Origin of the sequence: Streptomyces sp. NPDC058637 (assembly GCF_042717325.1) — a bacterium.
Lineage (GTDB): Bacteria > Actinomycetota > Actinomycetes > Streptomycetales > Streptomycetaceae > Streptomyces.
On the sequence record NZ_JBHXRD010000002.1, the window covers coordinates 1 to 26,448 of the forward strand.

General features: G+C 72.0%; 26 protein-coding genes. 14 read left to right on the plus strand and 12 right to left on the minus strand.

The window, feature by feature from the left end:
- Positions 1–46: 46 nt before the first annotated feature.
- The 5 genes from ACFWVP_RS02125 to ACFWVP_RS02145 form a co-directional block, all read right to left on the minus strand.
- Positions 47–502: an ATP-binding protein gene (locus ACFWVP_RS02125; protein ID WP_384493018.1), complete on the minus strand. Its 456-nt coding sequence runs from the start codon at positions 500–502 to the stop codon at positions 47–49.
- Between the two features lie 99 nt (positions 503–601).
- Positions 602–1,045 (minus strand): response regulator, encoded by a 444-nt coding sequence (locus ACFWVP_RS02130; protein WP_384493019.1) that lies wholly within the window; start codon positions 1,043–1,045, stop codon positions 602–604.
- The gene (locus ACFWVP_RS02135; protein ID WP_384493020.1) at positions 1,042–2,688 is read right to left on the minus strand and encodes an ATP-binding protein; all 1,647 of its coding nucleotides are present in this window, start codon (positions 2,686–2,688) and stop codon (positions 1,042–1,044) included. Before ACFWVP_RS02135 ends, ACFWVP_RS02130 begins: the two co-directional genes overlap by 4 nt.
- Positions 2,685–3,947, minus strand: a complete 1,263-nt coding sequence (locus ACFWVP_RS02140) for a PP2C family protein-serine/threonine phosphatase (protein ID WP_384493021.1) — start codon at positions 3,945–3,947, stop codon at positions 2,685–2,687. Before ACFWVP_RS02140 ends, ACFWVP_RS02135 begins: the two co-directional genes overlap by 4 nt.
- Before the next feature lie 129 nt (positions 3,948–4,076).
- A complete protein-coding gene (locus ACFWVP_RS02145; protein ID WP_384493022.1) occupies positions 4,077–4,973 on the minus strand; it encodes an RNA polymerase sigma factor SigF in 897 nt (298 codons plus the stop codon).
- A gap of 351 nt (positions 4,974–5,324) precedes the next feature.
- Here ACFWVP_RS02145 and ACFWVP_RS02150 point away from each other — a divergent pair, with 351 nt between their 5' ends.
- Positions 5,325–6,815: an SDR family NAD(P)-dependent oxidoreductase gene (locus ACFWVP_RS02150; RefSeq protein ID WP_384493023.1), complete on the plus strand. Its 1,491-nt coding sequence runs from the start codon at positions 5,325–5,327 to the stop codon at positions 6,813–6,815.
- A 366-nt stretch (positions 6,816–7,181) separates the two neighbouring features.
- Entirely contained in the window at positions 7,182–7,355 is a 174-nt protein-coding gene (locus ACFWVP_RS02155) for a hypothetical protein (protein WP_384493309.1), read from the plus strand.
- A gap of 64 nt (positions 7,356–7,419) precedes the next feature.
- Here ACFWVP_RS02155 and ACFWVP_RS02160 read toward each other — a convergent pair whose 3' ends face one another.
- The 3 genes from ACFWVP_RS02160 to ACFWVP_RS02170 are packed head-to-tail and all read right to left on the minus strand — an operon-like array spanning position 7,420 to position 10,218.
- Positions 7,420–8,856: a lipase maturation factor family protein gene (locus tag ACFWVP_RS02160; RefSeq protein ID WP_384493024.1), complete on the minus strand. Its 1,437-nt coding sequence runs from the start codon at positions 8,854–8,856 to the stop codon at positions 7,420–7,422.
- A gap of 16 nt (positions 8,857–8,872) precedes the next feature.
- The gene (locus ACFWVP_RS02165) at positions 8,873–9,385 is read right to left on the minus strand and encodes a DUF1990 family protein (RefSeq protein ID WP_384493025.1); all 513 of its coding nucleotides are present in this window, start codon (positions 9,383–9,385) and stop codon (positions 8,873–8,875) included.
- Positions 9,382–10,218 carry a YndJ family protein gene (locus ACFWVP_RS02170; protein ID WP_384493026.1) on the minus strand — a complete coding sequence of 279 codons (837 nt, stop codon included), beginning with the start codon at positions 10,216–10,218 and terminating at the stop codon, positions 9,382–9,384. The genes ACFWVP_RS02165 and ACFWVP_RS02170 overlap by 4 nt, the downstream gene beginning before the upstream one ends.
- A gap of 123 nt (positions 10,219–10,341) precedes the next feature.
- Between ACFWVP_RS02170 and ACFWVP_RS02175 the strand changes: the two genes are divergently transcribed.
- The 9 genes from ACFWVP_RS02175 to ACFWVP_RS02215 all read left to right on the plus strand — a co-directional run bounded on the left by ACFWVP_RS02175 (position 10,342) and on the right by ACFWVP_RS02215 (position 21,065).
- Entirely contained in the window at positions 10,342–12,408 is a 2,067-nt protein-coding gene (locus tag ACFWVP_RS02175) for a SpoIIE family protein phosphatase (protein ID WP_384493027.1), read from the plus strand.
- Between the two features lie 119 nt (positions 12,409–12,527).
- Positions 12,528–13,886, plus strand: coding sequence for a wax ester/triacylglycerol synthase family O-acyltransferase (locus ACFWVP_RS02180; protein ID WP_384493028.1), 1,359 nt, complete (start codon positions 12,528–12,530; stop codon positions 13,884–13,886).
- 160 nt (positions 13,887–14,046) lie between these two features.
- Positions 14,047–15,048, plus strand: a complete 1,002-nt coding sequence (locus ACFWVP_RS02185; RefSeq protein WP_384493029.1) for an aldo/keto reductase — start codon at positions 14,047–14,049, stop codon at positions 15,046–15,048.
- Between the two features lie 34 nt (positions 15,049–15,082).
- Positions 15,083–15,946 (plus strand): amidohydrolase family protein, encoded by an 864-nt coding sequence (locus tag ACFWVP_RS02190; RefSeq protein ID WP_384493030.1) that lies wholly within the window; start codon positions 15,083–15,085, stop codon positions 15,944–15,946.
- A 44-nt stretch (positions 15,947–15,990) separates the two neighbouring features.
- The gene (locus ACFWVP_RS02195; RefSeq protein WP_384493031.1) at positions 15,991–16,851 is read left to right on the plus strand and encodes an Fpg/Nei family DNA glycosylase; all 861 of its coding nucleotides are present in this window, start codon (positions 15,991–15,993) and stop codon (positions 16,849–16,851) included.
- A gap of 365 nt (positions 16,852–17,216) precedes the next feature.
- Positions 17,217–17,969, plus strand: coding sequence for a LytR/AlgR family response regulator transcription factor (locus ACFWVP_RS02200; protein WP_381555767.1), 753 nt, complete (start codon positions 17,217–17,219; stop codon positions 17,967–17,969).
- Between the two features lie 62 nt (positions 17,970–18,031).
- Positions 18,032–18,394 (plus strand): hypothetical protein, encoded by a 363-nt coding sequence (locus ACFWVP_RS02205; protein ID WP_384493032.1) that lies wholly within the window; start codon positions 18,032–18,034, stop codon positions 18,392–18,394.
- Positions 18,391–19,881: a cation acetate symporter gene (locus tag ACFWVP_RS02210; protein ID WP_384493033.1), complete on the plus strand. Its 1,491-nt coding sequence runs from the start codon at positions 18,391–18,393 to the stop codon at positions 19,879–19,881. Before ACFWVP_RS02205 ends, ACFWVP_RS02210 begins: the two co-directional genes overlap by 4 nt.
- The gene (locus ACFWVP_RS02215) at positions 19,878–21,065 is read left to right on the plus strand and encodes a sensor histidine kinase (RefSeq protein WP_384493034.1); all 1,188 of its coding nucleotides are present in this window, start codon (positions 19,878–19,880) and stop codon (positions 21,063–21,065) included. Before ACFWVP_RS02210 ends, ACFWVP_RS02215 begins: the two co-directional genes overlap by 4 nt.
- Before the next feature lie 20 nt (positions 21,066–21,085).
- Here ACFWVP_RS02215 and ACFWVP_RS02220 read toward each other — a convergent pair whose 3' ends face one another.
- Entirely contained in the window at positions 21,086–21,589 is a 504-nt protein-coding gene (locus tag ACFWVP_RS02220; protein WP_384493035.1) for a hypothetical protein, read from the minus strand.
- Between the two features lie 111 nt (positions 21,590–21,700).
- Here ACFWVP_RS02220 and ACFWVP_RS02225 point away from each other — a divergent pair, with 111 nt between their 5' ends.
- Positions 21,701–21,898, plus strand: a complete 198-nt coding sequence (locus ACFWVP_RS02225; RefSeq protein WP_384493036.1) for a zf-HC2 domain-containing protein — start codon at positions 21,701–21,703, stop codon at positions 21,896–21,898.
- Here ACFWVP_RS02225 and ACFWVP_RS02230 read toward each other — a convergent pair.
- Entirely contained in the window at positions 21,832–22,401 is a 570-nt protein-coding gene (locus tag ACFWVP_RS02230; protein WP_384493037.1) for a sigma-70 family RNA polymerase sigma factor, read from the minus strand. The genes ACFWVP_RS02225 and ACFWVP_RS02230 overlap by 67 nt on opposite strands.
- A gap of 257 nt (positions 22,402–22,658) precedes the next feature.
- Between ACFWVP_RS02230 and ACFWVP_RS02235 the strand changes: the two genes are divergently transcribed.
- Positions 22,659–23,858, plus strand: a complete 1,200-nt coding sequence (locus ACFWVP_RS02235; protein WP_384493038.1) for a CapA family protein — start codon at positions 22,659–22,661, stop codon at positions 23,856–23,858.
- Positions 23,859–23,915: 57 nt separating this feature from the next.
- On the opposite strand, the gene ACFWVP_RS02240 is transcribed toward ACFWVP_RS02235, so the two are convergent.
- Positions 23,916–24,377 (minus strand): universal stress protein, encoded by a 462-nt coding sequence (locus ACFWVP_RS02240; RefSeq protein ID WP_384493039.1) that lies wholly within the window; start codon positions 24,375–24,377, stop codon positions 23,916–23,918.
- Positions 24,378–24,522: 145 nt separating this feature from the next.
- Here ACFWVP_RS02240 and ACFWVP_RS02245 point away from each other — a divergent pair, with 145 nt between their 5' ends.
- Positions 24,523–25,368: a polysaccharide deacetylase family protein gene (locus ACFWVP_RS02245; RefSeq protein ID WP_384493040.1), complete on the plus strand. Its 846-nt coding sequence runs from the start codon at positions 24,523–24,525 to the stop codon at positions 25,366–25,368.
- A gap of 141 nt (positions 25,369–25,509) precedes the next feature.
- Here ACFWVP_RS02245 and ACFWVP_RS02250 read toward each other — a convergent pair whose 3' ends face one another.
- The gene (locus ACFWVP_RS02250; RefSeq protein ID WP_384493041.1) at positions 25,510–26,172 is read right to left on the minus strand and encodes a class F sortase; all 663 of its coding nucleotides are present in this window, start codon (positions 26,170–26,172) and stop codon (positions 25,510–25,512) included.
- Positions 26,173–26,448: the final 276 nt, after the last annotated feature.

Below are 26,448 nucleotides of genomic sequence, written 5' to 3' on the forward strand. Positions count from 1 at the left end.
CCGCCCCGGGCCCCCGGGGGGGGGGGGGGGGCGCCGCCGTGTCGTCTCAGGTGCTGAGCTGGAACTCCGCCCGGATGCGCTTGCCCACCGGCACCCGCTCCGCCGTCAGCCGGTCGCAGAGCGCCACCACGATCTCCATGCCGTGACCGCCGAGGCGGGCCGGGTCGGGGGCGTAGAGCACCGGGAGGGCCGTGCTGCTGTCGTACACCGTGACGCTGATGCGCTCCGCGGTGCCCTCCAGCTCCAGCAGGTACGGACCGTGGCTGTAGCGCTCGGCGTTGGTGACGAGCTCGCTGACCGCCAGCATCAGATCGCTGCGGGTGTGCTCACCGAGGACCGCGAGCCACTCCGCCACCAGTCGCGCCAGGAAACGGTCGGCCAGCGCACGGGCCTGCGCGATGGAGCCCTGTTCGCCGTCGAACACCTCGGCGACGAGCAGAACCTCCGTGGACGGAGACGCCCGCCAGGGGTCTTCCGGCCGTGAGGTGGCCTGTTCGTTCATGTGCTCCAGCCAAGGCGCCGCAGGGTCAGGTCAACGACCTCTTTCTCGCCGTTCGTCTACCCGCGTCGAGAGATCCCACTCCGGTAGGTTCTCCAGATCTTACGCACGACCGGGCAATCGGACCACGCTCACGAAGAAGTCGTCGATCTGCCGCACCGCGCCGATGAACTGCTCCAGGTCCACCGGCTTGGTGACATAGGCGTTGGCGTGCAGTTTGTAGCTGCGCAGGATGTCCTCCTCCGCCGACGACGTGGTGAGGACCACAACCGGGATCAGGGCCATTTCGGGGTCCGTCTTGATGCGTTCGAGCACCTGCCTGCCGTCGTACTTGGGCAGATTCAGGTCGAGCAGCACCAGATCCGGCCGCGGCGCGTCGGCGTGCTCGCCCCGGCGGTAGAGGAAGTCCAGCGCCTCCTGGCCGTCGCGCACCACATGGAGCGTGTTGCGGATCTTGTTGTCCTCGAACGCCTCACGGGTCATCAGTTCGTCGCCGGGATCGTCCTCCACGAGCAGGACCTCGATGGGCCGGACAGGGTCGTTCACGGGGCGTCTCCCGACTGGTCGGTGAGCAGGGCGGGTGCGAGCAGCTCCGCCGTGGTGTGCGTGGGGGCATCGGGAAGGACGGGCAGGGTGAAGTGGATGAGCGTACCTTCGCCCGGGGCGGGGTCCAACCAGATCCGGCCGCCGTGGAACTCGACGATCTTGCGGCAGAGCGAGAGGCCGATGCCCGTCCCCTCGTACTCGTCGCGGGCGTGCAGCCGCTGGAAGATGACGAACACCTTCTCCGAGAACTCCGGCGCGATCCCGATGCCGTTGTCGGCGACCGTCAGATGCCAGTCCTCGTCCTCGCGCACACATCCCACGGTGATCCGGCACGGCACACCGGGCCGGCGGAACTTGACCGCGTTCCCGACGAGGTTCTGCCACACCATGGCCAGCGACGTCGCGTCGCCCAGCAGCTCGGGCAACGGGTCCTCGCGTACGACGGTGGCCCCCGACTCCTCGACGACCAGGGCGAGATTGGCCAGGGCCCGGTCCAGGGAGTGCTCGAGATCGACGGGCTTCCAGCTCTCGTGCACCCGCCCCACCCGGGAGAAGGTGAGCAGGTCGTTGATGAGGACCTGCATCCGCTTGGCGCCGTCGACCGCGAAGTCGATGTACTGCTTGCCGCGTTCGTCCAGCTCCGCTCCGTACCTCTTCTCCAGCAGCTGGCAGAAGGAGGCCACCTTGCGCAACGGCTCCTGCAGGTCGTGCGACGCGACGTAGGCGAACTGCTCCAGCTCGGAGTTGGAGCGGCGCAGCTCCCCGGTCTGCTCGGCCAGCAGGGTCTCCCGCTCCTGGGACTCGGCGAGCTCCGACACGAGGCGCTGCCGCATGTCCTCCACCGCGGCGGCCACCGCTCTGACGTCGGAGGGACCCCGGACCTCGATCCGGCTGCCGAACGCGCCGGACCGCACCTTGCGCGACGCCGTGGCCAGGGCGTTCAGCGGCCTGCCCACCATCCGGTGCAGCAGCAGACTGAGCGACACGACGGCCAGCACGAAGCCGATCAGCAGGGCGACGAGCACCCGGTCACGGGTGGTGCGCGCGTCGTCGAGTTCGGCGCGGGCCCGGTCGCGTGCGGTGTCCAGATGCCCCTGCTGCACGGCGTACAGCCGTCGCAGCGTGTCGAATTCCGACTTGCTCCGCTGGATCGGGGCCGAGGACGCACCGGCCGGGCCGTCCCTGCGCACCGAGGCGATCAGCGGCTCGGCCTGCTGCCGACGCCACTCCTGGGCGGCCCGCTCGATCCGGTCCAGATCCCCGGCGTACGGCTGCTCACCCCCGACCAGGGCACGCACCCGGTCCAGCCCGAGCCGCTCGGCACGCGTACCGGCCTCGTACGGCTCCAGGAACGAGTCGTCACCGGTGAGCGCGAAGCCGCGCACCCCCGTCTCCTGGTCGAGCAGCGAGTTCTGCAGCTGGAACGACGAGGAACGGGCCGGCTGGATGCCGTCCACCAGGTCCGTGGTCCGGTCGGAGATGCGGGAGAGGACGAGCCCGCCCACGACGAGACAGGCACAGACCATCAGGACGAACCCGGCCAGGATCAGGTGTACCCAGTTCTGCACCGAGAGCCGCCCGAACCGGCCCGACCGCCGCCAGGCCGGCCCGTCCCCGGTGTTGCCGATGTTTCCGGAGCTCATGAGTCCGCTCGCCAGCCCAGGTGCAGGACGGCGACGTCGTCCGCCAGTCCGCCGTAAGGCGAGGCGCTCCCGGTGGCCTCGGCGACCAGCGCGTCGACGAACGCCCGGGGCTCCAGCGCCGCATGCCTGCGGGCCATGGCGAGCAGACCCTCCTCGCCGAGGCGGGAACGCGGTCCGGTCCTGCCCTCGAACAAGCCGTCGGTGAACAGGACGAGCTCGCTCCCGGGCGCGAGCTCCAGCTCCGTCACCACCCAGCGGCCCGCCCCGGGCAACACCCCCAGGGCCATGCCCACGGCGGGCTCCACCCAGGTGACGTCCGGGCCGCTCCGTAACAGGAGTCCCGGATGGCCGGCCCGTGCGACGAGGACCCGGTCGCGGCCCGGCGGGAAGACGAGCATGGTCACAGTGGCGAAGACATGGGGATCGGACCGCTCGGCGACGAGTATCGCCTCCAGCAGAGCGATCTTCTCCAGCTGGGTGACACCGGTGAGCACGGCCGTGCGCCAGGCCACCCGGAGGCAGACGCCCAGCGCCGCCTCCGCCGCACCGTGCCCCGACACATCGCCGATCACGGCGTGCACCACACCGTCGGCGGTCTGCACCACGTCGTAGAAGTCACCGCTCAGCAACCCGTGGGCACGGCCCGCCTCGTAGCGGGCGGCCACCCCGAAGCTCTCGTCGAGCAGCAGCGGGATGGGCAGCAGCGCGCGTTCCAGCCGGGCGTTCTCCTGGGCTATCAGGCGGCTCGTCCGCATCGCCGCCGTGGACCGCTCGGCGTGCTTGCGCTGGAGCGCGTAACGGACCGCCCGGCCCAGTGTCTCGGGGTCGATCCGCCCCTTGACGAGGTAGTCCTGGGCGCCGTGCGCCACCGCGGACAGCCCGGTCTCGGACTCGGCCAGCCCCGTCAGCACGATGACCGCGGCGTCAGGCGCGGACCCGACGAGCTGGCTGACCGCGTCCAGACCGTGCACATCCGGCAGGTGCAGATCCAGCAGGACGCAGACCGGTATCCGGCAGGTTTCGAGGAACCGCCGCGCCTCGGCCAGCGTCTTGCACCACGTGAGCGAGGAGTCCAGCTCACTGTCGGCCAGCATCTCCTCGACGAGCAGCGCGTCCCCGGAGTCGTCCTCGACCAGGAGAAGGGCGGCGTCGACCTTCCAGCCGGACGCGTCGGCGGCGACGGTGGGCCCCGCCTGCTGCTCCGGAATCCTGTCGGGTTCCAGCAGCCGCGCCGCGGTGCCCGACGACAGTTCGCCCACGCTCCACCCCCTTGAACGGACGGCACGGGGACCACCCCGCGCCGTTTCGCCAGGAAGCATATGTGACCGGGGCCCGGCGGACTGCCGGGCCCCGGCCCTTTCTCTCGGGAGCTTCAGGAGCCCGTCTCCTCAGGCCTCGACGCACATGCCGGCACGGAGCCGCTGCACGATCCTGCTGAGCAGCCGCGAGACATGCATCTGGGAAACGCCCAGCTCCGCACCGATCTGGGCCTGCGTCATCTCCTGGCCGAAGCGCATCCGGACGATCTTCCGCTCGCGCTCGTCAAGCTCCCTCAGCAGCGGAGCCAGGGCGTGCAGATTCTCGACGCTCTCCATGGCCGGGTCCTCCTCGCCGAGCAGATCGGCGTAGGCGCGCTGGTCACTCCCGGAATCGCCGTCGGCGCTCGGGGTGTCCAGCGAGCCGGCGGAATAGCCGTTGGCCGCGACCAGACCCTCGATGATCTCCTCCTCGGGGAGATTCAGAAGCGCGGCGAGCTCGGCGACCGTCGGGTCACGGTCGAGCTCCGCGGACAGCTGCTCCTTGGCCTTGGCCAGCTCGACGCGCAGCTCCTGCAGTCGGCGCGGAACGTGGACGGACCAGGTGGTGTCGCGGAAGAACCGCTTGATCTCACCGACGATGTACGGCACCGCGAAGGTGGCGAACTCCACCTCGCGCGACAGGTCGAAGCGGTCGATCGCCTTGATCAGGCCGATCGTGCCGACCTGGATGATGTCCTCGGTGTCGTCACCGCCGCGGTTGCGGAACCGGGAGGCGGCGAAACGGACCAGCGAGAGGTTCATCTCGATCAGGGTGTTACGGGCGTACTGGTACTCGTGGGTGCCCTCTTCGAGGACCTGGATGCGGTCGAAGAACAGCTTCGACATGGCCCGCGCGTCCTTCGGGGCGACCTTGCCCGCGTCCTCGATCCACGGCAGTGCGGCCCCGTCCGGCCCCGCGGCGACGCCGTCGTACCGCGCCGCCGTTGTGCCGGTCGTCTCGGTGGTTCGCACTGACATGGCCGTCATGGTGTCGCCCTCCCTGGAGTCCTGTGTACCGACCGGCACCTGCCCGGCTTTCCTGAACTCATGCCTGCGAATCCCGAAGAATTTTCCCAGGCCGCCGGAGGACCCCTTCACGGCCCGCCGGAGGACCCCTTCACGGGCGGCGGAAGTGCCCTGCCTGGGCCCGGGGGAGCGCCAGGTCCGGGGCCGTGCGAGGGCCCGGTCACAGCCGAACGGAGCAGCGCCCGACTCATGGCAGACTTGACCGGGGCATTCGGCCCCTGGCGCGCCGGCCCCCGCCGGCCCCGGGCCGGACCTCCTCCCCACCACCGGAGCCCGGCAGCGGCGCGAGTGACGAGCAACAGAGGAACGGCAATGACGGTGACAGAGGACAGCCCGGGGTTCGCTCCCGGAATCGACGAGTTCGGTCCCGGTATCGACCCGGAGCGGCTGGCCGTCTGCCTGGGCGTGCTCGACGAGCTCGACTCCATCGAGGTCGACCACCCGGACGCGATCGCCGTACGCAGGGCGACCGCCGGCGTCTACCGGACGGTGAAGCAGCGCCGCCGCCAGGAGCGCCGGGCCGCCAAGACCGCGCACGACAAGGCCGTCACCGAAGCCACCGCGACCGGCTCCGCCGAGCGCATCGACGACGAGACGCAGGGTGTGCTCCCGTCGTCCTCGGCCACCGCCGAGATCGCGGGCATACTCCAGCGCCCCAGGTCCTGCTACATCTGCAAGACCCGATACGTCGAGGTCGACGCCTTCTACCACCAGCTCTGCCAGTCGTGCGCCAAGGAGAACCGGTCCCGGCGCGACGCCCGTACCGACCTCACAGGACGCCGGGCCCTGCTCACCGGCGGCCGGGCCAAGATCGGCATGTACATCGCGCTGCGGCTGCTGCGCGACGGGGCGCACACCACCATCACCACCCGCTTCCCCAACGACGCGATCCGCCGCTTCAAGGCGATGCCGGACAGCGACGAGTGGATCCACCGGCTGAAGATCGTGGGCATCGACCTGCGCGACCCCGCCCAGGTCGTCGCGCTCGCCGACTCCGTCGCCGCCGAGGGCCCGCTGGACATCCTGATCAACAACGCCGCGCAGACGGTCCGCCGCTCCGCGCAGGCCTACAGCGAGCTGCTCGGTGCCGAGTCCGCCCCGCTGCCCGCCGGTGAGCTGCCCGTCGCCGAGGTGATCGGCACGTTCGGCAGCGGCACCGTCGACCGTGTCGCCGCGCTGCCCGCAGCCCGTAAGGACGGGGAGGGGCTGACCGCGGACGACGTCACGAGCCTGGCCCTGGTCACCGGATCCGCCTCCCCGGCCCGTATCGCCGCGGGCACCGCGATCGACGCGGGCGGCCTCGTGCCCGACCTGCACGACACGAACAGCTGGATCCAGACGGTCGAGGAGGTCGAGCCCATCGAGCTCCTCGAGGTCCAGCTCTGCAACTCCACCGCTCCCTTCATCCTGATCAGCCGGCTCCGCCCGGCCATGGCCAGGACGGCCGCGAAGCGGGCCTACGTGGTGAACGTATCGGCGATGGAGGGTGTTTTCGGCCGCGGTTACAAGGGCGCGGGGCACCCCCACACGAACATGGCCAAGGCCGCCCTGAACATGCTCACCCGGACCAGCGCCCAGGAGATGTTCGAGAAGGACGGCATCCTCATGACGGCCGTCGACACCGGCTGGATCACGGACGAGCGCCCGCACCCCGACAAGATCCGTCTCGCCGAGGAGGGCTTCCACGCCCCGCTCGACCTCATCGACGGCGCCGCCCGGGTCTACGACCCGATCGTGCGCGGCGAAGAGGGCGAGGAGCTGTACGGCTGCTTCCTGAAGGACTACGCGCCCGCCGGCTGGTGACCTCCCGGACAGCGGGAAGGCGGCGACCTGTGCCCACGGGTTGCCGCCTTTTTCGTCCCGGGGTGTGATTCCTGGGGAACACGTGGTGAATTCTGTTGGCTGAAAGTGACTCAGGCCACACGTTCTGTCGAGCGGGATGCCGCTCATTTGGTTACTCTGAGGCGAACGGACGCCACCAAGGGATCCACGAAACTTCCTCGGCCGTCCTGGGACAGGTCTGTAAGCAGGCCGCCGTCCCGCCCCGTGAACCGGCGCCACCGCGACCGAACTGTTTCTGCCCCTGCCCCGCAGAGGGCGGTCGATACACGGTTCTCACAGCCGCAGCGTCGCCACCGCCCGGGGTTACGCGACACAAAGGAGTCCGCGGTGACACCTGAAATGACGAAGAGCGAGCAGAGCCCGGCCGAGGGGACCGGAGCGCGGACCCACGGGCCCGAGAAGCTCCGCAACATCGAGGTCTGGGCCAGGTCGGCGCCTATCCGGCTGGCCGGCTACGAGGACGATCTCGCCGAGCCGCACATCCTGCCCGGCATCGACTGACCGCTCGCACCCCTTCGCACAGAGCTGAGCTCCGGCCCCCGCACCCGCGGGGGCCGGAGCGCTTTCACGTCCGCCCCCGGGGCCGCAGCGGCACGGGCCTGGCCACCGGCCGCATGAAGTCCCGTACGAAGGTCCGGTGCCACCAGCACCCGGTGGCCCGCAACTCCCTCGGATCCGTGTACCGGTAGTGGAAGACCCTGGCCCGGATGTGGGCGGGCGGCCCGTCGGGGAACGGGTCGTGGCGCAGCAGCCGCAGGGTGTCGCGGTCGCCCCGCAGCAGTCGCTCGACGAACGGCCCGAACCAGGAGCGGGCGTACGCGGGGGAGAGCGCGGCGAACCACATCATCCAGTCGAGCCGCAGGTGGTACGGCGCGAACTGGCGCGGCATCCGGCGCGGATCGCCCGGCTTGCCGTGGAAGCCGTACTCGCGCCAGCGGGTCCCTTCGTGGATCACGGGCTCGTCGGTTCCCTCGACCACGACCTCGAACCGCGTCCTGCTGATGCTGCCGAACGCCCCGTACGTGTTGACCAGGTGCAGCGGGTCGTAGGACCGGTTCATCGCCTGGCGGCGGGAGAGGAGGTTGCGCGCCGGGCGGTAGCTGAGGGCCAGGACGAGCGCGGTGACGGCGATGACCAGCACCTCGTACCAGAGGGGCGGTGCGGACTGCGCGGGCGGCGGGCCGGCGAGCGGGGACCAGTCGATCGCCGCGAGGGCCAGGGCGATGGTCAGCCAGTTCAGCCAGGCGAAGTTGCCGGACAGGATCAGCCACAGCTGGGTGACGGCCATCAGCCCGGCCGCGATGCTCGCCACCGGCTGCGGGGTGAACAGGAGGAAGGGGACCGCCAGCTGGGTCACATGGTTGGCGGCCGTCTCCACCCGGTGGACCGGCTTCGGCAGGTGGTGGAAGAACCAGCTCAGCGGCCCCGGCATCGGCTGGGTCTCGTGGTGGAAGTCCAGACAGGTCAGCCGCCGCCAGCACGCGTCGCCGCGGATCTTGATGAGTCCGGCGCCGAACTCGACCCGGAAGAGCAGCCAGCGCAGCAGCCACAGCACAAGGACCGGGGCCGCCGTGCCGGCGTTGCCGAGGAACACGGCGAGGAAGCCCGTCTCCAGCAGGAGCGACTCCCAGCCGAAGCCGTACCAGACCTGGCCGACCTGGACGATCGACAGGTACAGCGCCCAGGGCAGCGCCCACAGCAGCATGGCCGCCCACAGCGGGACGCAGGCGTCCAGCCCCGCGAGGAGGGCGAGCGAGACCGCGCAGCCCGTCCAGGCGACGACGGCGAAGAAGCGGTCCGAGTAGTGCAGCCGGAACAGGCCGGGCGCCGCCCGCCAGGGAGTGCGCCGCAGGTGTTCGGGAACTGGGAGCATGCCCCGTGCCCCGATCAGCGCCCGGAACTGGAGTGCGGCCGAGAGGAACGCGACCAGATAGACGGCAGCCAGGGCCCGCTGGAAGATCAGCCGGCTGAGCCAGTACCCGTCTGCGGTGAACCACTCCATCCCTTCCAGTATCGGCTCATCGGGCCTTGGGCACGCTCCGGCGCAGCGTGCTGCCCAGCCGGCGCGCGTACCAGCGCTGGAGCACCGGGACGAGCGGCCCGGCGAGCCGGGCGTACCAGGAGGCGGGGCGGGAGAAGGCCATGACCGTGAACCACACCGTCCCGTCGTCCGCCAGCTCGACCACGAAGCACTCCTCGCCCAGCTCCGGGTGCCGGGCCGTCGTGCCGTAGCCGAAGCCGATGCGCCCGTCCTCGTACGCGGTCCAGACGATCTCGCAGTGTGCGGTCACCCGGAAGGGCCCCATGCCCAGGGACATCGCGACGCCGTCCCCGGTGGCCGCCCGCTCGGCACAGGCGTTCACCCGGGTTCCGGCCGCACGGTGCATCCGCCACTCGGTGACGGCGGCGCCCGCCGCCTCGAAGTCGGCCCGGCCCCGGCCGACGGCGGTCCGGTGGTGCAGGTGGTGATAGCCGTCGGGGAGTGGTCCCAGCCGGGTCGCTCCGACCTCGGGGTACGTCAGGGCGGTCATGCGGTCCTGCCTTCCTGGTGGGTGCGGTCCTGGATGCGGCGCCAGGCGAGCAGCGAGCAGAGCGCGAAGCCCAGCGCGTTGCCCAGCCCGTGGGTGGCGGCCATCCAGGTCGGAGTGGGGTGGGGGAGCCCGGTGGCCTCGCCGAGTGCCCAGCTCAGCGCGAGCACCATGGTCGCCACCAGGACGGAGGCCGAGACGGCGAGCAGCACGCGGGTGGCGCGGTCCCGGCCCGCGGTGCGGACCGAACGCCAGGTCAGCAGGGCGACCGTCCACATCCCGGCGGTGAGCACGACCGCCCCGGCCAGCTCGGCCCGGTCCCCGACGAAGTAGCCGACGAGGACCAGCAGCGTGCCCAGGGGGACGCTCAGCGCGGCGAACCGGCCCGCGGCCCCGTCGGCGGCCCGGCAGACGAGGCCGGCGACCAGGGCGGCGGCGAATCCGGCGAAGTGGAAGTGCGGCACGGTCAGCGCCAGGATGCCGAGCCCGAAGCCGAACAGCTCGTGGCCCGCGCGCTCGGCGAGCAGGGCGAGCGCGGCCACCGACGGGGTGACGAGCGCGGTGAGCACCGCGATCTCCGCGGGCCGTACGCTGCGGGTCCGGGCGAGACGCCACGGTGCGTGGGCGGCGAGGGCCAGTGCCCCCAGCGCGTAGCAGGCGGCGAGTGCGGTGGCGGTGCCCCCGCGCGGCAGCCACAGGGCCACGGCGCCGGGCACCGCGAAGAGCGGCCACAGGCGCCGTATCCGGTCGAGTGCCGGGTCTCCGACGAGTCGCAGCCCCGCCGGCACGATCACCAGCATGCCCAGCATCACGATCAGGCCGACCAGCACGGACATGACCCCACCCCCAGAAATGAACACGTTCAACCTGCGTTGCGCCGAGCCTAGAGGTTTTCTTGAACGTGTTCAAGACGGGCGGTTCGGTCGAGGAATCGGACAAATAATGGCAGAGTGGCGCACATGGATGATCGGGTAGCGGGTGCCCTGTCACTCCCGGACGACTGGCCCGCCCACCCGGACCTCAGTCTCGCCCTGAACCGAATGGGCAGCTTCGACTGGGATCTGGACAGCGGGCTCATGCACATGGACCAGCCCGCACTTGCCGTGTTCGACCTGCGCCCCGACGAGTACGACAACCGGCCCGCGTCGCTCGCCCCGCGAGTTCCCACCGACGAGGCGATCCGGCTCGACGGCATGGTCTCGCAGGCGCTCAAGAGCGGCCGCGAGAACTACGGCGCCTACTTCCGCAGGATGCGGCGCGACGGATCCCTGCGCTGGACCCACACCCAGGGATTCATCCGCCGCGACGGCACCGGCCGGCCCCGCCGCATCATCGGGATCATCCGCGACGCCACCCAGGAGCTGGCCGACTCGACCGCCCGCAGGTCGGTCGACGAGGAACGACGGCGCCGCACCAGTCTGGTCGAGGGGACCACGGCGGCGCTGGCCCACGCGCGGACCGTCAAGGACGTCACCGACGTGCTGAAGAACTCCCAGGGCCTGGCGAACCTCGGCGCGACCAGCCTCGTCATGGGCCTGCTGGAATCCGGGCGCATCCACCTGGTGGCCGACGGCCCCGAAGGGGCGTACGTGCCCGGCACCCGGTACACCCGGACGGACGAGCCGTACCCGATGAGTGAAGTGATCCGCACGCTCACGCCCAGGTTCATCGAGACCCCGGAGGACTTCGAGGCCTCCTACCCGATCCTGTGGCCGAACATCAGCCACCTCGGCATCACCGCCGCGGCCTATCTGCCCCTCATCGCCCAGGCCCGTCCCATCGGCGCGCTCGGACTCCTCTACGGGAACAAGGCGGGCTTCACCGCCGACGAACGGAACCTGCTGGTCGCCCTCGGCAGCTCGATCGCCCAGAGCCTCCAGCGGGCCATGCTCTACGAACAGGAGCACGACCTCGCCGAAGGTCTCCAGCAGGCGATGCTGCCCCGCCGGATCCCCGACGTGCCCGGCGCCCAGGTCGCCGTCCGCTACCGCTCCGCGCGGCTCGGCCGGGACATCGGCGGCGACTGGTACGACATCATCCCGCTGCCCGGTGGGCGGGTCGGCGCCGTCATCGGGGACGTGCAGGGCCACGACACGCACGCCGCCGCGGTCATGGGGCAGCTCCGGATCGTGCTGCGCGCCTATGCGGCCGAGGGCCACAGCCCCGCCACGGTCATGGCGCGGGCCTCCGTCTTCCTCCACGAACTGGACACCGACCGCTTCGCCACCTGCTCCTACGCCGAGGCCGACCTGACCACGGGCGTGGTGCAGCTGGTGCGGGCAGGGCACATGGACCCACTCGTACGCGACGTCGACGGGAACTGCCGCAAGCTGCCCGCCGAAGGCGGACTCCCGCTCGGGCTCTCGGCGGAGTTCGGAGAACTGGACTACCCGGTCAGCACCCTCGAACTGGATCCCGGCCAGACGTTGATCCTGTACACCGACGGCCTGGTGGAGCTGCCCGGTGTCGACTTCGACGAGGGCATGCGGCTGCTGACCTCGATGGTGCGCGACGGACCGCAGGACCTCCAGCAGCTGGCCGACCAGCTCTGCGAGGTCGTCGGCGAACGCGGCGGCGAGGACGACGTGGCGGTACTCCTGCTGCGCCGCCACGCCGCCCACGCGCCCCACCCCGGCGGCCGGCTCCAGCAGCACGTGGCGCAGAACGACCCCGAGGCGCTGAGCTCCGCCCGGCACATGATCCGGGCGGCGGTACGCGCCTGGGGTGCCAGGGACCGGGCCGACGAGGTCGAGCTGGCGGCCGACGAGCTGATCACCAACGCGCTCATGCACACCGACGGCGGAGCGATCGTCACCATCCGGGTGCTCACCGGCCCCGAGCGGCGGCTGCGGGTCGACGTGGAGGACCGCTCCAGCGCCCTGCCGCGCCGCAGGGACGCGGGGGAGTCGGGAGTCTCCGGGCGCGGCCTGATGCTGGTGGACCGGCTGGCCGACATCTGGGGCGTGGAGTCGCGCGGCAACGGCAAGTGCGTGTGGTGCGAGTTCATCGTGGCGGAGCGCCGGTGAGGCGGCGTCCTGGCGGCGCGAGACTGTAACAGTACGTAATATGGCGATGCTTGAACGTAACTGGCCATCAGGGATCGACTGCGATCCCGTAGTTCTGCTGCAGATGACGCGAGGCCCCGTTGAGTACCGAGCTACTGGCACCCCTTGATCTGGCTTTCTGGCACCTCGAAACCGATGCCCACCCGATGCATCTCGGTGCGCTCGCCGTCTTCACCGCGGCGCCCGGGGTCTCGCCGCCGGACCTGCTCGAACTGCTCGGAGCCCGCGCCGCCGCGATTCCCCGGCTGCGGATGCGGGTGCGGGACGTCCTGCTGCCGGTGGGCGGCGCGGCCTGGTTCCCCGACAAGGACTTCGACGTGCACCGGCACGTCAAGCAGGTCGTGCTCCCCGAGGGCGACTTCATGGCGGAGGCCACCCGGCTCGCCGGTGAACTCATGGAGCAGCCGCTGGGGCGGGGGCTGCCGCCCTGGCAGATGTACCTCCTCCACGGCGCGGGTGACGGCACGTTCGCCGTCCTGGTGAAGCTGCACCACGCGCTGGCCGACGGGATGCGGGCCGTGGCCATCGGCGCCGGTATCTTCGACCAGATCGCCACCGTCGGTGCCGGCCGGGGCGCGGTGCGCCGCCGCACCCCGGTACCGCCGCGCTCCTGGCTGCCCGGCCCGTACGAGGTGGCGGGCATGGCGCTGGACCGGATCGGGGGTGTCGGCCGGGCCCTGGGGGTCGGCGCGTCCGTCGTGCGGGCCAGCCGCCTCGACCTGCGCGGGTCGACCGCCCTGACCGCGAGCTCCAGCGGCACCCGCCGCCTGGCCACCGCCGAGCTGGACGCCGAAACGGTCCGGCGGATCCGCCGGGCCGAGGGCGGCACGGCCAACGACGTCCTGCTCGCCGTCGTCGCGGGGGCGCTGCGGCGCTGGATGCTGGAACGGGGCGAGCAGCTCCCCGGCGCCGACCCGCGCGCCCTGGTTCCCGTCTCCCGGCGCAGGCCCGGCGGCGCGGCCAGTGGCAACAGGCTCTCCGCCTACCTCCTGGGCCTCCCGGTCGGCGAGCCCGACGCCCGGGAACGGCTGCGGCTGGTGCGTACGGGCATGAAACGCAACAAGGCGGCGGGGCCGATGCGCGGCGCGGGCGCCGTCGCCGTGCTGGCCGATCAGCTGCCCGCGCTGGCCCACCGGTTCGGGGCGCCGCTGGCGGGGAACGCCGCCCGGATGCTCTTCGACATCCTGGTCACCAGCGTGCCCCTCCCGCGCTCCGCGCTCTCGCTCGGCGGCTGCCCGCTGCGTGCCGTCTACCCGATGGCCCCCCTGGCCCGTGGACAGTCGCTCGCCGTCGCCCTGTCGACGTACGGCGGGCGGGTGCAGGTCGGGCTGGTGGCCGACGGCAAGGCGCTGCCCGACCTCGACCGGCTGGCCACGGCCGTCGCGGACGAACTCCTGGAGCTGCGCGCACTCGTCCCCAGAGTGCCCGCCCCCGCGTAGCGACCGTCACCCTGTAGACGGGGTCGTCGCCCCCTATAGATCGGACAGCTGGCCCAGAATTCGCCACTACTGGGCGGTGGCAGGTGTTGACGTGCCCCAGTGATCCGATGAATATTCGCTGTGCGGACCACAGGCGATCATCAGCGGGGGCGGCACGGACATGCGGCGCATCAGGCTCGGGAGCAGTGCTGTCGAGATCACCGAACTCTCCTTCGGCGCGGCGGCCATCGGCAACCTCTTCACCGAGGTCGCCCCCGAACAGGCCGCCGCGGCCGTGGACGCCGCCTGGGACGAGGGCGTCCGCCACTTCGACACCGCGCCGCACTACGGCCTCGGCCTCTCGGAACGGCGACTCGGCGAGGCCCTGCGGAACCGCCCCCGCGACGCGTACACGGTGTCCACCAAGGCCGGCCGGGTCCTCGACCCGCTGCTCGCCGGGGAGACGGCCGCCGCCGAAGGTCTTTCGGACGGGTTCGCCGTGCCGCACACCCACCGTCGCCGCTGGGACTTCAGCGCCGACGGCATCCGCCGGAGCATCGAGGAAAGCCTCGGCCGGCTCGGCCTCAACCGCATCGACGTCGTCTACCTCCACGACCCCGACGACCACGAGGAGGCCGCCTTCCGCGAGGGCTACCCGGCCCTGGAGAAGCTGCGCGCCGAAGGGACGGTCGGCGCCATCGGCGCCGGGATGAACCAGACCGCCATGCTCACCCGCTTCCTGCGCGACACCGACGTCGACGCCGTCCTCTGCGCCGGACGCTTCACCCTCCTCGACGGGAGCGCCCTCGGCGCCCTCCTGCCGGAAGCCGCCGCCCGGGGCCGCAGCGTCGTCGTCGGCGGAGTGTTCAACTCCGGACTCCTCGCCGACCCGCGACCGGACGCCCCGTACGACTACGCCTCGGCGCCCGCACCCCTCGTCGACCGGGCGCTGCGTATCAAGGCCGTCGCCGAGCGGCACGGTGTCCCGCTGCGCGCCGCCGCCCTGCACCACCCGCTGGGACACCCGGCCGTCGCGGGCGTGCTCGTCGGCTTCCGCTCCCCGCACGAGGTGCGGGACGCCGCCGCCCTGCTGCGCACCCCGGTCCCGGACGCGCTCTGGGACGACCTGCGCGCCGAAGGGCTCCTCGCCGGGACCGGGGCCGGGGAGGCGGGACCGGCATGACGGCCGCCCCCGAGCGTTACGGAGCTGAGGAGACATGACACAGCCGCCGCTCGTCGACGCCCACCACCACGTGTGGGACCTCTCCGTGCGCGACCAGGACTGGATCACCGGGGCGGAACTCGCACCGCTCCGCCGCACCTTCACCCTCGCCGACCTCGAACCCGAGACCCGTGCCGCCGGTGTGGGAGCCACCGTCCTCGTCCAGACCGTCACCGTCGCCGAGGAGACCCCGGAGTTCCTCGCGCTCGCCGCCCGCAGTGCCCTCGTCGCCGGAGTCGTCGGCTGGACCGACCTCACCGCACCGGACGTCGCCGGCACGCTCGCAGCCCTGCGCGGCCTGCCCGGCGGGGACCTGCTCGCCGGGATCCGCCACCAGGTCCAGGGTGAACCCGACCCCGGGTGGCTCCTGCGCCCCGACGTCCTGCGCGGGCTGGAGGCCGTCGCCGCCGCCGGACTCGCCTACGACCTGATCGTCCTGCCCCACCAACTGCCCGCCGCCGTCCGGGCCGCCGCCCTGGTGCCCGGACTCACCTTCGTACTCGACCACGCGGGCAAGCCACCGGTGGCGCAGCGGCGTACGCACCCGTGGGCCGACGGGCTGCGGGCGCTCGCCGCGCTGCCCAACACCGTCTGCAAACTCTCCGGCCTGGTCACCGAGGCCGACCACCGGACCTGGACCGTCGACGACCTGCGCCCGTACGCGGACACCGTCATCGACGCCTTCGGACCCGAGCGGCTGATGTTCGGCTCCGACTGGCCGGTGTGCCGGCTCGCCGCCCCGTACGCCGACGTCCTCGGCGCGGCACGCACGCTCACGGCCGGCCTCGGCGAGGACGGGCAGCGGGCGGTCTTCTCGGACACCGCGCGCCGCGTCTACGGTCTGGGTGCCGTCGCCTGACCGCCGGGGAGGCATCCGCCGGGCCGCTGCGGCAGGCTGGTGTCATGCCCGAACTGCCGGAAGTCGAAGCCCTGCGTGACTTCCTCGACGACCACCTGGTCGGCAAGGAGATCGCCCGCGTCCTGCCGCTGGCGATCAGCGTCCTCAAGACGTACGACCCGCCGCCCGGCGCCCTGGAGGGCGCCACCGTCACCTCCGTGATCCGCCACGGCAAATTCCTGGACATCACGGCGGGACCGCTCCACCTGCTCATCCATCTGGCGCGCGCGGGCTGGCTGCAGTGGAAGGACAGCTTCCCCGCGACCCCGCCACGCCCCGGCAAGGGACCACTGGCCCTGCGTACGGTCCTCACCGGCGGGGACGGCTTCGACCTGACCGAGATGGGCACCACCAAACGCCTCGCGGTCCACCTGGTCCACGACCCCGCCGACGTACCCGGCGTCGCACGCCTCGGGCCCGATCCGCTGGCCGACTCCTTCGACCGGGACGCGTTCGCCCGGCTGCTCGGCGGGGAACGGCGGCAGATCAAGGGAGCCCTGCGCGACCAGTCGCTGATCGCGGGCATCGGCAACGCCTACAGCGACGAGATCCTGCACGTCGCGAAGATGTCCCCGTTCAAGCTCACCACCGGCCTCGGCGACGACGACATCACCCACCTGTACACGGCGATGCGCACGACCCTCGAGGAAGCCGTCGAACGCTCCCGGGGCCTCGCCGCCGGGCGGCTCAAGGCCGAGAAGAAGAGCAGCATGCGCGTCCACGGCCGAGCCGGACAGCCGTGCCCCGTCTGTGGCGACACGGTCCTGGAGGTGTCGTTCAGCGACTCCTCGCTCCAGTACTGCCCCACCTGCCAGACCGGCGGCAAGCCCCTCGCGGACCGGCGCCTCTCCCGCCTGCTGAAGTGACCTCCAGCGCTCCCGCCGCGAGGCGGCGCCGTCAGCGCGTCACCGTCGCCGGCCGGTGCCCGTCCGCCGCCCGCACCTCGAAATGATCGATGTCGGCCGGAACCGGCGCAGCGCCACCCCGCACCACCGCCGGCTCCGCGCCCGCCCCGGCCACCGACCAGGTGCTCACCGTCTGCTCACTGCCGTCCCGGCCCACCGCGACCAGCGCGCACACCCCCGCGGAAGGCTTCGGCAGCACCGAGCACCCCGAGCGCATAGGCTCCGGCGTCGCGGTGGGGTTCGGGGATGCGCATGCCCCCGGATACGGAGAGAACCCACGGATCACTCACCCCACACCGCCCGGACAGCACCTAAACTCCGGCTTCATGCTGCGCGTACTAGCCGTCGACGACGAAGAGCCCGCCCTGGAGGAACTCCTCTACCTCCTGCGCGCCGACCCCCGGATCCGGAGCGCCGAGGGAGCCACCGGCGCCACCGAGGCGCTGCGCCGCATCGGCGGCGCGGTCGACGCCGGCCCCGAAGACCCCTCGGCCATCGACGTCGTCTTCCTGGACATCCACATGGCCGGCCTCACCGGGCTCGACGTGGCGCAGCTCCTGGCCGGATTCGCCGCGCCCCCGCTCATCGTGTTCGTCACCGCCCACGAGGGCTTCGCAGTCCACGCCTTCGACCTCAAGGCCGTCGACTACGTGCTCAAGCCCGTCCGCCGCGAGCGCCTGGCCGAGGCCGTACGACGCGTCGCCGAGCAGGTGGGCGAACGCTCCGCACCCGTCCACGACGCCGCGGCCGACCAGATCGCGGTCGAACTGGGCGGCGTGATCCGCTTCGTACCCGTGGACGACATCGCGTACGCCGAGGCGCAGGGCGACTACGCCCGGCTGCACACCGCCACCGGCAGCCACCTCGTCAGGATCCCGCTCACCACCCTCGAGGAACGCTGGCGGTCCCGGGGCTTCGTACGCATCCACCGCCGCCACCTCGTGGCACTGGGCCGCATCGACGAGCTCCGCCTCGACGCGGGCAGCATGAGTGTGCGCATCGGTGACGCGGAGCTCGCGGTCAGCCGCCGTCACACCCGCGCCCTGCGCGACCTCCTCATGCGCCAGACCGGCCGCTGACCTGGGCCTACCCGGCTCGGACCCCTTCCCAGCCGACCCCGCGCCGCCTACACTCCGAGCCCATGTCCGCAGAGAGCACACCCCGGCGCGAAGTGGTCACCGGGGAGCCCCGGCGGGTGCGTCCGCTGCCCCGCTACCGTGCCCAGTCGGAGATCGACGAGCAGACCGCGCTCGGCGGCGCCTACGTCCGCTCACTGATGCGCAGCCAGCTCCGCGCCGGACTCACCGCCTTCGCCGTCCTGGCCCTGGTCGCCGGCACCCTGCCCCTGGTCTTCGAGGCCGTGCACAGCGACGCCGTCGTGTGGGCGGTGCTCGGCTTCGCCACCTACCCGCCGCTCACCCTCGCCGCGTGGTGGTACGTACGGCGGGCCGAGCGCAACGAGCGAGACTTCGCCCGGCTCGTGGAAGGCCGTCCGGCACCGTGAGCGCACCCGGCCATCCCGCATCGGTGGTGGCGGTCGCCCTCGTCGTCCTGGCCACCGTGCTGGTCGGCGGCTTCGGGCTGCGGATCTCCAGGACCACCTCCGACTTCTACGTCGCCTCGCGCACCGTACGGCCGAGGCTCAACGCCGCCGCGATCAGCGGCGAATACCTCTCCGCCGCCTCCTTCCTCGGCATCGCGGGCCTGGTCCTGGTGCACGGGCCCGACATGCTCTGGTACCCGGTCGGCTACACCGCCGGATACCTGGTGCTGCTGATCTTCGTCGCCGCGCCGCTGCGCCGCTCGGGGGCGTACACCCTGCCCGACTTCGCCGAAGGACGCCTGGAATCACGGCAGGTGCGCAGGCTGGTCAGCGTGTTCGTCGTCGGCGCCGGCTGGCTGTACCTCGTACCGCAGCTGCAGGGCGCCGGCCTCACCCTGAAGATCCTCACCGGCGCCCCCGGATGGCTCGGCGACGTGCTCGTGGCCTCCGTCGTGGTCCTCGCCGTCGCGGCCGGCGGCATGCGCTCGATCACCTTCGTGCAGGTCTTCCAGTACTGGCTGAAGCTGACCGCCCTCCTCGTACCGGCGATCTTCCTGGTGCTCGCCTGGCAGGGCGACGGACGGCCCCGCGTCAGCTTCGACGAGCAGATCTCCGTCTTCCGCGCCGACCACCCGCTCTACGCCACGTACGGACTGATCGTGGCGACCTTCCTCGGCACCATGGGCCTGCCCCATGTCGTGGTCCGCTTCTACACCAGCCCCAACGGCCGTGACGCCCGCCGCACCACGGTCGCCGTGCTCGCCCTGGTCGGCGTGTTCTACCTGCTGCCGCCGGTGTACGGGGCCCTGGGCCGGCTGTACGCCCCCGAACTCATCCACGGCGGTGACGCCGACGCCGCCGTACTGCTGCTGCCCGCCCGGGTGATCGACGGCCTCGGCGGCGATCTGCTCGGCGCGCTCATCGCCGGCGGCGCGTTCGCCGCGTTCCTGTCCACGGCCTCCGGACTCACCATGGCCGTCGCCGGAGTCATCACCCAGGACGTCCTGCCCTCGCGCGGCGTACGGCACTTCCGGCTGGCCACCGTCCTCGCCATCGCCGTACCGCTGGCGGGTTCGCTGCTGGTCAGCCGGGTGCCGGTGGCCGACGCCGTGGGCATGGCCTTCGCCGTCTCCGCCTCCTCCTTCTGCCCGCTGCTCGTCCTCGGCATCTGGTGGCGGCGGCTCACCCCGCCGGGTGCGATCGCGGGGCTGCTCCTCGGCGGCGGCTCCGCCCTGCTGTCCGTGGCCATCACGGTCAGTGGCGCGGTACGCCCGCCGGGCTGGCCCCACGCGCTGCTCGCCTGGCCCGCCGTCTGGTCCGTGCCGGTCGGCTTCCTCGCGATGATCCTCGTCTCGCTCGCCACCCCGGGACGGATACCGCCGGGTACCAACGCCGCCATGACCCGCTTCCACCTGCCGGAAGCGCTGACCTCGGGGAGAGGCCGATGACCGGGGCCGGGATCGCCGCCATCGCCGTGCCGGCCCTGCTGATCTTCGGCACGGGCTTCCTCCTGGGGCGCACGGCCCGGCCCGTACGCACCAGCGACGTCGGCACACCCGTCGAGCACGCCACGTTCGAGACGCTGCACACGGCCTCCCTCGCCGCGCCGCCGCTGCGCGCCGGACTCACCGAGGAGAGCGCCCGCAGGTCGGCCCGCCGGCTGCGCTCCCTGCTGGGCACCGACGCCCTCTGCCTCACCGACCGGGACCGGGTGCTCGTCTGGGACGGCGAGGGGGTCCACCACGGCAAGGACGTGATGCACCAGGTCCGGGAGCTCCTCGCCGGCGGCCGGGACACCGCCTTCCTCAGCGACTGCGGCGACCTCGACTGCCCCCTGCGCTGGGCCGTCGCCGTCCCGCTGACCGTCGACCACCGCGTGCTCGGCGCGCTCGTCGCCTACGCCCCGCGCGAATCGGCCGTGCTGGCCAGGGCGGCGGGGGAGGTGGCCCGCTGGGTGTGCGTCCAGCTGGAGCTGGCCGAGCTCGACCGTTCCCGTACGCAGCTGATCGAGGCCGAGATCAAGGCGCTCCGGGCGCAGATCTCGCCGCACTTCATCTTCAACTCCCTGGCCGCCATCGCCTCGTTCGTCCGCACCGACCCCGAGCAGGCGCGCGAGCTGCTGCTGGAGTTCGCCGACTTCACCCGTTACTCCTTCCGCAGGCACGGCGAGTTCACCACCCTGGCCGACGAACTGCACTCCATCGACCAGTACCTGGCACTGGTGCGGGCCCGCTTCGGCGAACGGCTCTCGGTCACCCTCCAGGTCGCCCCGGAGGTGCTGCCCGTCGCGCTGCCGTTCCTCTGCCTCCAGCCACTGGTGGAGAACGCCGTCAAGCACGGCCTGGAGGGTGCCGTCACCAGGAGCCGCATCACCATCAGCGCCCTGGACTCGGGCGCCGAGGCTGAGGTCGTGATCGAGGACGACGGCACCGGCATGGAACCGGAGCGGCTGCGGCGGATCCTGCGCGGCGAGGGCGGTACCTCCACCGGAATCGGGCTGCTCAACGTGGACGAGCGTCTGCGGCAGGTGTACGGCGACGACTACGGCCTGGTCATCGAGACGGGCGTCGGCGCGGGCATGAAGATCACGCTGCGGCTTCCCAAATACCGTGCGGGGGTGCACGGTTCGTGACGAGCGGAACAGCCCGGTGCTCAGTACAGATGGATCGCCAGATGCCCCAGCGGCAGCCCCAGCTGCCACGCGGGCGTCCACACCCGCGCCTCCCCGCAGTCGTCCTCCCCGTCGCCGCCCACCGGCTCCCACGGCGGCGGCCCGATCGCGTCGAGGTCGGCGGCCAGCAGTTCCGTCTCCTCCAGCCACCGCCACGCCGCCCGTGCCAGTGCCAGGTCCGGGTCCCGCCGCCCGTCCTCCGGCGCGTCCAGCCGCGCGCGGACCCACCGCCTCCAGGACGTCCCGTACGCGGTGAGGAGCCGCAGCTCGTCGACCCGGGCCGCGGGCAGCGCGTCGGCCACCGGCCCGTCGGACAGGAAGACCGTCAGGGCGAGCGCCTCGCGGCCCGCGCGGTACTCCAGCGTGGCCGGTTCCATCAGGTCACCGGTGAGCAGCAGCTCGTCCGCGATGTACTCGGCGTACATCCAGGCCATCGGGACCAGCAGCCCGCCCCCACCGGCTCCGTCGTGATGTTCGGGACGCACCCCGTCTCGCCTCTTCCTTCGTCTCGGTAGCGGGCTTCACGCAGCATTGAACCGGGAGCGGATGCCCCGCGTGGGCAGAAGGGCAGGATCCGTCGGGAGATACGAGGTGAGATGACCGCCGACCACGGTGACGACCCGCACGTGCGGCAGCTGCTGGGCGCGTACGTGCTCGACGCCCTGTCCGCCGAGGAGACGGGCCCGGTCGCCCGCCACCTCCAGCGGTGCGACACCTGCGCCGCGGCCTACGTGGAGGTCGCCGACGCCGTGTCCCTGCTCGCGCTGCTCGATGAGGAGGACCTGCTGGAATAGCCCGGCAGGTTACGCGAGAGCAGCCGCAGCGCGTAGTACGAACGGGACTTGACCGTGCCCGCCGGTATCCCGAGGACCTCGGCGGTCTCGCCCACGCTCAGCCCGCGGAAGTAGATCTGCACCAGCACCGCCCGGTGCTCGGGGCTGAGCGTCCTGACGGCCTCACGCACATCGAGGGCGCGGACCGCCGAGTCCGCGGTGTCCTCCCGGGCGGGCGAGCTCTCCAGGACGACGTCGCTGACCTCGGCCGGCCGGGCCTGGCGGGACCTGCGGGCGTCGATGGCCAGGCGCCGCGCGACGGTGAAGAGCCAGGGCCGCATCGAGTCGTAGGGCGCGTCGAACGCCTCCGGGTGCTGCCAGGCGCGCAGCAGGGTCTCCTGGGAGAGGTCCTCCGCCCGCTGCCGGTCGCCGAAGGTCAGACCCAGCAGGAAGTGGAGCAACGCCGGCCCGTGTTCCCGCTGCAGCTCCGCGAGGGTGCGCTCATCGGTCGTCGCCGTGGTCATCGTGAACGTCCTTTCCCGAAGAGGCCCCTGCCGCCTCGCTCCCGCCTGGCGTATACGAACGCATCGGGGCGCGGGGGAACAGGCGGTGCACCGAGATGTGCGCCGAGCGGTCGCACGGAGCGGCGAGTGGTGCGGTGAACGGTCAACGGGGAGCGATACGGCCGATTCAGGTACTTCGTCGGTTTTGTCCTTGACTCTCCAGTATGAATATATGTGTATTCGGATGGCTGAAATCATCCGAATAGGGAGTCGTTCAGATGGCGAAACGCATCCGACAGGGCACGGTGATCGCCGTCGCGGGCCTCCTCGCCGCCGCGACGGCCTGTACCGGCCAGCAGTCCTCACCCCCCGGGTTCGCCGGGCGGCAACTGTCCGCCGGGCACGGCGCGAGCGGGGCGGACAGCGGGGGACCGGACATCGCGCGCCCCTTCACCCTGCTGGCCTCGGGCGACGTCCTGCCCCACTCGTCGGTCATCGACCAGGCCGCGGCCGACGCGGGCGGCAAGGGCTACGACTTCCGCCCGATGCTCAAGGGAGCCGCGCCGCTCGTCTCCGGTGCGGATCTGGCCATCTGTCACATGGAGACCGTGTACGGGGAGAACGGCGGCCCCTACACGGGCTATCCGTCCTTCAAGTCACCGCCCGAGGTGGCGGCCGCCCTGCGCGCCACCGGCTACGACTCCTGCTCGACCGCCTCCAACCACACCCTGGACGACGGTGCCCCGGGCATCGGCCGCACGCTCGACGCCCTGGACCGGGCCGGTGTGGCCCACGCCGGATCCGCCCGTACCGTCGCCGAGGCGGGCCGCCCCACCCTGCTCGAGGCCGGGACCGGCAAGAAGGCGGCGAAGGTCGCCCACCTCGCGTACACGTACGGCACCAACGACAACCCCCTGCCCGCCGACCGGCCCTGGGCGGTCAACCTCATCGACAAGGACCGCATCGTGGCCGATTCCCGGGCGGCCCGCCGCGCGGGCGCCGACGTGGTCGTCGTGTCCCTGCACTGGGGAACGGAATGGCAGGACGCGCCCGACGACGTCCAGCTCGGACTCGGCCGCGAACTCACGGCCTCCGGCACCGGGGGGCGCCCCGACATCGACCTGATCCTCGGCACACACGCCCATGTCCCGCAGGCGTACGAGAAGGTCAACGGCACCTGGATCGTCTACGGCATGGGCGACCAGATCGCCGGCGCGATGGTCAACCACGAGGGCGCCCGGGACCCACGGGGCAACGAGAGCTCGATGGGCCGCTTCACCTTCGCACCGCCGAGGAAACCGGGAGAGCGCTGGACCGTGAGCAAGGCCGAATTCATCCCCCAGTGGTTCGACACCGGGACCGGCCGAGTGATCGGCCTCGGCGCACCCGCCGAACACCTGCGGGAGGTCCGCGACCGCATCCGCGACGTGGTCCTCAGCCGGGGCGGCGCCGAGGCCGGTCTCGTCATGGGGAAGTGAGCCGGTCCCTGCGAGTACGCGGGCGGCGGCCACGGCCCGAGGGAGATGGGCCACGGGCTACGGCACGACGGTGACCGGCCAGCGCCCGGCCTTCACCAGACGGACCGCCACCGAACCGACGAAGCGGTGCCCGGCGGACTCCGAGGCGCCCACCACCACGGCGTCCGCCGTCAGTTCGTCGGCCGCCGTCACGAGCCCGTTGTACGGGTCACCCCGGAACGTGTGGAACTCCCAGCGGACGTTCCACGTGTCCTTGAGCTGCTCGGTCGCCGTCCTGATCTCGTTCACCAGCTCCTCGGCGACCTCCCCGGTCGTGCCGGCGACGGGCACCCCGAGCGCGGCGCCCGCCGGCATCACCGGCTGGACGTACACCAGGGCGAGCATGGCGTTCTGCCGCCGGGCCAGGCCCGCCGCGTACGCCGCCGCCCGCATCGAGGAGTCGGATCCGTCGATGCCCGCGACGATCACCTTCGGGCCGTCGGTGCCACGCTCGAACCGGTCGTGTCGCTGGTCTGTCACGGCCACGAGGTTAGCCGCTTCCGCCCGGGGCCCGCCGTACCGGGTCTCCCCTGGTCACGGTGCCACTCCGCCCATCGGGTGCAGATCGCCGCGCGTCCGGGTGTCGTGGCCGGTTCCGGGCGGAAGTCCGTGCGAGCAGTTGGCCATGAAACATGATCAGCTTCCCGCGGAACGCCGTACGCTGCTGCGCCTCGCCCTCGCACTGGGGGCCGCGTCCGCCGTACGCGTGATCGCCGCGGACCCCGCCGGCACGCCCGCCCGGCCCGGCGGTGAGCCCCTCGGGCCGGCCGCCGGACCCCCGTCGCAGGCGAGGACGGGCCCCACCGCCTACCGGCTGCGGCCCATGACCGGAGGGGCCCCGCCCCGCTTCCGCCCCGCCGCGCCACCGGTCCGCACCCGGCCCTTCGAGGAGATGCCCGAGCTGGGGGCCGACGCGATGGTGCTCAGCTTCGACGACGGCCCCGACCCGCGCTACACACCGGACATCCTGGCGACGCTGCGCAGGTACGGGGTGCGGGCGATGTTCTTCGTCTGCGGCGAGATGGCGGCGGACAACCAGGACCTGCTGCGTGAGATGGCCGACGACGGGCACGTGATCGGCAACCACTCCTGGTCGCACCCGCTGATCCCGGAGCTCTCCCGGAGCGGCATCCGTGACGAACTGGGCAGCACCAGCGGGTTGATCGAGAAGACGCTCGGGTCCCCGCCGCTCTGGTACCGGGCTCCGTACGGTGCCTGGAACCGGAACTCCTTCGAGATCGGCGCCGAGATGGGCATGGAGCCGATGGCCTGGACCGTCGACACCCTGGACTGGACGGCACCGGGCGCCGACACCATCGTCCGCCGGGTCGAGCGGGGTGCCGCACCCGGCGTCGTGGTGCTCTCGCACGACGCCGGCGGCAACCGGTCCCAGAGCGTGGCCGCCCTGCGGCGGTATCTGCCCGCGCTGATCGCGGACGGCTACCGCTTGACCGTCCCGCACCGCAGCTGACGGCCCGACCCGACGCGCCCGGGCGCGCCACACACGCTCGCCGGGCCCACCGGGATCCGTCGCGGCCAAGGGCAGTCCCGTGACTTCTGGCGGGCGCACGACGACAGCCACGGCACCTCGCCGCGTTGTCGGAAAGCTCCCTCAGCGCGTCTCGACGAGCCGGGCGAAGACGACCACGTTCCCGTCGTAGCCGTCGGCCTGTGAGTAGCCGCCGCCGCAGGTGATGACCCTGAGCTCGGAGTACCCGGTGTCGCCGTACACCCGGGCACCGGGGAAGTCGTTCTTGGAGAACACCTCGACCCCGTAGATCTCGAACACCGCGATGCGGCCGTCGTAGCGGGACACCTCGACGCGCCGGCCCTTCTGGAGGGATCCCAGACCGTAGAAGACCGCGGGACCGGACAGGTTGTCGACGTGGCCGACCACCACCGCCGTCCCGCGCTGGCCCGGGGAGATGCCGTTCTGGTACCAGCCCGCGAGGTTCGGGTCCTGCGCGGGAGGTGCCTCGATCCAGCCCGCCGGGTCCAGGTTCACGTCGATCATGGGCGCGTCGACCTGGATCGACGGAATCCGCACGCGGGCGGCGGGAGCGTACGCGAGCGGCTGGACCGGCTCACCCTCGACGGGGCCGGCCTCCGCCGCGTCCCGGGGACCGGCCACCGAGGCCGCGGCCGCGGGCTGCGGCGGTCCGGGGGAGGTCTCCACACCATTGCGCATGAGAGCGAGTCCGGTGAGCATCACCAGGGCGATCGCGCCCCACGGTGTGCGTCTGCCCCGTTCGGTGCCCCACTGGTCCCGGCCCATGGTTCTCCCTTCGTCGCGACATCGCACACGCTAGATGGGGGTGGGGGCGGGGGCGATCAGGGAAGGGCGAACGGGTGGCGGCCACCGGCCCGGCGCCGGAGCCGACTTCTCTTCGGAGTAATGAGCGGATAAAACTTCTGACGGTCCGTGACCTGCGGCTCCGTCAGATTCCGGAGCCGTCGTCCGGCGTGTCGGCTCACCGGGGTGGAGCAGTGCCGAAGTGCGACAACGCCGGTCTCTGGTGAGGGTTCGTCATGGGACGCGTTCTCGTCGACT